Annotated in this window: 5 protein-coding genes; 1 reads left to right on the top strand and 4 read right to left on the bottom strand. The window is 31.9% G+C overall.

The window, feature by feature from the left end; all coding sequences use genetic code 11:
• Window positions 1-347: 347 nt before the first annotated feature.
• From OM075_RS24580 to OM075_RS24565, 4 genes are all read right to left on the bottom strand, one after another.
• Window positions 348-1148, bottom strand: a complete 801-nt coding sequence (locus OM075_RS24580) for a M48 family metallopeptidase (protein WP_301193213.1) — start codon at window positions 1146-1148, stop codon at window positions 348-350.
• Window positions 1149-1301: 153 nt separating this feature from the next.
• On the bottom strand, window positions 1302-1736 hold the full coding sequence (locus tag OM075_RS24575; RefSeq protein ID WP_301193212.1) for a magnetosome magnetite crystal formation protein family: 435 nt from the start codon (window positions 1734-1736) through the stop codon (window positions 1302-1304).
• Window positions 1733-2149 (bottom strand): DUF2752 domain-containing protein, encoded by a 417-nt coding sequence (locus OM075_RS24570; RefSeq protein WP_301193211.1) that lies wholly within the window; start codon window positions 2147-2149, stop codon window positions 1733-1735. Before OM075_RS24570 ends, OM075_RS24575 begins: the two co-directional genes overlap by 4 nt.
• The gene (locus OM075_RS24565; RefSeq protein WP_301193210.1) at window positions 2149-2487 is read right to left on the bottom strand and encodes a TM2 domain-containing protein; all 339 of its coding nucleotides are present in this window, start codon (window positions 2485-2487) and stop codon (window positions 2149-2151) included. The genes OM075_RS24570 and OM075_RS24565 overlap by 1 nt, the downstream gene beginning before the upstream one ends.
• Window positions 2488-2990: 503 nt before the next feature.
• Here OM075_RS24565 and OM075_RS24560 point away from each other — a divergent pair.
• Window positions 2991-3248, top strand: coding sequence for a hypothetical protein (locus tag OM075_RS24560; protein WP_301193209.1), 258 nt, complete (start codon window positions 2991-2993; stop codon window positions 3246-3248).
• Window positions 3249-3360 lie beyond the last annotated feature (112 nt).

Below are 3360 nucleotides of genomic sequence, written 5' to 3'. Positions count from 1 at the left end.
GAATACCCGTCTGGTAAGACATTATTATTTTATATTCGAGATATTATAATCCATAAACAATCTCACAATCCCGAATGGTTCTCCCGGCATTAGCTTGTGAGCCAAAAAACAACTTGGGTAGTAAGGAGAATGGAACAAGGATAAAGGTGCATATAGCGTTGAGACTGGAGCAAAGAGTATAGAAAAATACTATCGTTTGAAATAGCTTTTGGTTATTTGCTTGTAATTAAGCATCCAGAAGAAGTGTTCTGAGATAAAATGATGTCTTTATTGAAGGCCGGAGGAAATAAAAAATCATTATTTATACCATCTAGCTGGAGGTTCTTATTATTGAAGAACAAATTAGATTATTTATATTGAAATCTAACCTGTAAATCATACCAGGTTTTTTCGGAAATTGCTAACTCGTGATTAAAATATTTATTTTTACTGTGTTCTGTAATATATTTAGCTCTTTCTTTTGTATTTGGGTGTGTTTTGAACCATTCTAAGTTGTCATTGCTATCTTCTTCTTTTTCAGATATTTTATATAGAAAATTACCAAATGGCTCAGGATTTAAATTTGCATTGATAAGGTATTCTACAGCCTTAATATCCGCTTCTTTTTCTAATTTACGATCAAAGGCAGTAGATGAAATCATTCTTGCAGTTTCCTTAATTATATTTGATCCGGTATCACCTGTTGCCATAGAAATTAGAACAGATAGACCTACCTCTTTTATCAGTTTTTTCATCACATGGTTATTCTCAATATGAGCAATTTCATGACACAGAACTCCACTAAGTTCTTCCTGATTATCAGAGGCTATAATTAATCCACTATAAATTATAAGATGCCCATTTGGTAAGGCAAAGGCATTTACTTCATTTTTATCAAGTATATGTAGCTTTATTTTATATCTATCAATGCTATTTTTTAAACAAATCTTTGTTATAATACTATCAATAGCGTTGATGATATAATCATCAGTATTTTCTTCTTCAGATTCATTATAGATACGCCAGAAAAGCTCACCTAGTTTCTCTTCTGTTTTATCGGTTACTTTTTGAACCTTAAAAAGAGCTATCCAGTCAATTTGTTTAATAATATACCAGGAAGAGAAAAACAGAACTACTAGTATTATTCCCCGAACAAAAGTGTTTTTCATAAATTTATTATTTAGTCGGTCAGAATTATTCTCATGAAACGAGCCATGAGAAATAGTTCTCATACACGAGTATTACTAAATTGGTGAGTTCCATGTGACCAAATGAAACAAATATTAAACACATGAAAAGAAATTATCTTTTAATACATTTTATTATTCCGATTTACATATTGCATTACATAAATCTCCATAAAACCACCATTTTACATGAAAGCCTTTTCTGGTTTGTATTGCAGTATAAATTGTTGCAATGAATTCAGTTAAATTAAAAATTGCAGCCACAATTATGTAGGCAATATAGTTATTAGAGACTGTTTGGTTAGTAAAAAATATTGATATAGTCCACCAAAAGGCATAACTATTAATTATTAGCACCGAAAATTGAGAAAGTAGAGCTTGAGTACAATGCCAACGTACAAAATAAGTACCTTTTCTATTACCAATAAAAAATAGCAAAGTGGCTATTAGATTAAGTATAGGTAAAGGCAAACCTGCAATGATAGCAATTAATGACATCAGATAACTATTTGAGGCTTTTTCTGCTTCGTGCTCTCCCGGTTCGTATATAAACTTTGTTACATTTATCATAGTCCTTTAATAATATTCCAAATCCAGTTTATTATTACCAATGTAATTAATGGTATTGCAAATTGTGGCTTTCTTAAATACAGTTCTGTCTTTTGATAAAATGTAAAGAAGGTTTTCTTTTTAATAATAATATCAATTAATATCCAAACAGGACACAGAACCATTATTAACGCAATAACATAACCCAGTGGGTTTATTAGTAAAGCATTTTTAAAGTTACCTTTTATTAAAGACATTACGGAACGTGTAGAACCGCAAGATGGACAAGGGATATTTGTTACATGCTTTATCAAACAAGCATTAAAAGATTCTTCTCCTGATTGATATGAGTTTATATCATAATAAAGCCAAATATACCCTGCCATACAAGCTACTAGTAATAATATGTATAACTTATTACTGTTAAGTGCCATTAATATAAAACTTGCTGAAGTTTGGCCAGATTTTTCTCTCTGGTAGCACCCATAATCATAAACCAGTCAACAATAGTCCATATACCGAGTCCACCACAAGTTAATAGCTTACCAACACCCAGACCTGTATCACCAATAAAAAATCGATCAATACCTAAACCTCCTGCAAATAATGAAACAATAAGACTTACAGTAGGATCTTTAAACTGTAGGGTCTGAATTAAAGCCCATTTAGAGTCATCTATCTCCAGAAGTCTGTCTCTTAGTTGAGCAACTTGGTGACTTTCAAAGAACTTTCCGTTTGTCATGATAAACATGTCAACTTTTTGCGCGTCCATTTTATTGTTTTTTTTAATTTAATTTTCCTACTCATTTGGCTTTTCGGTTTCGCCCTGTTTTTTTAATGGTTGCTTGCCTCCATTATATTATTTATAAGCCAATATCTTATTTAGATAATTGTCTGTTTATTAATTGTTTAATTATTTAGGTATTTAAAATATAGATACTCAACAATAAACGTATGATATAAGGTTATTTTAATGCATTAAATAAAACATCTAATAGTTTAATTTAAAGAATAATAACACTAGTACGGGGAGAATTACACATTAATTGATACGTATTTTATTAATGTGGATCCAAATATAATATAATAAGTGATTCTAATTAAAAAAAATTGATTTTTGCCTTTACAAAGCGTATAGAAAAATACTATTGTTGAAGAAAGCTATTTGTTATTAGCTAGTAATTAAGCAAGCTGTAAATCAACTCTCATCCTTGCTAAGGAGGAGTCCCTGAGGAACGAGGGGGAGGTGGTTCTGTAGGTAATGCATAATACAGTATGCAAAAACGCAAACAAGTTTCAGACCTTCAGTCTGAGTTGTATTGTAATGCCAGTTACAAGGGGCGTTGCCACCTTGTCGTGTTTAGAATTTTCATAATGGTTACTACCCAGGATATACTTTCTCTGAATTGGTTTGAGTATTTAGTGATGTTTACCGGAACCAGAAGTGCATTAATTAAAAATCGGTTTCCTATGAAATATGTACTAGTGCGGTGGCCGGTTCAATTGGCCCGGGCCGGAGTTGGTGGGACGTAGGCGAATGTGGGTGATATTTGGATTGTGCGAAGGGAAGAATTCGACAAGGATGTGGGATGAAGGATGAATTGAACTAGCCTTTTTGGTTCTTTTGGGGCAATGCCAAAAGAAT

Source organism: Plebeiibacterium sediminum (genome assembly GCF_026013605.1).
GTDB classification, from domain to species: Bacteria; Bacteroidota; Bacteroidia; order Bacteroidales; family Marinilabiliaceae; genus Saccharicrinis; species Saccharicrinis sediminus.
Note: the sequence above shows the minus strand (reverse complement) of the source record. Positions and strands in the feature narration are given on the sequence as shown.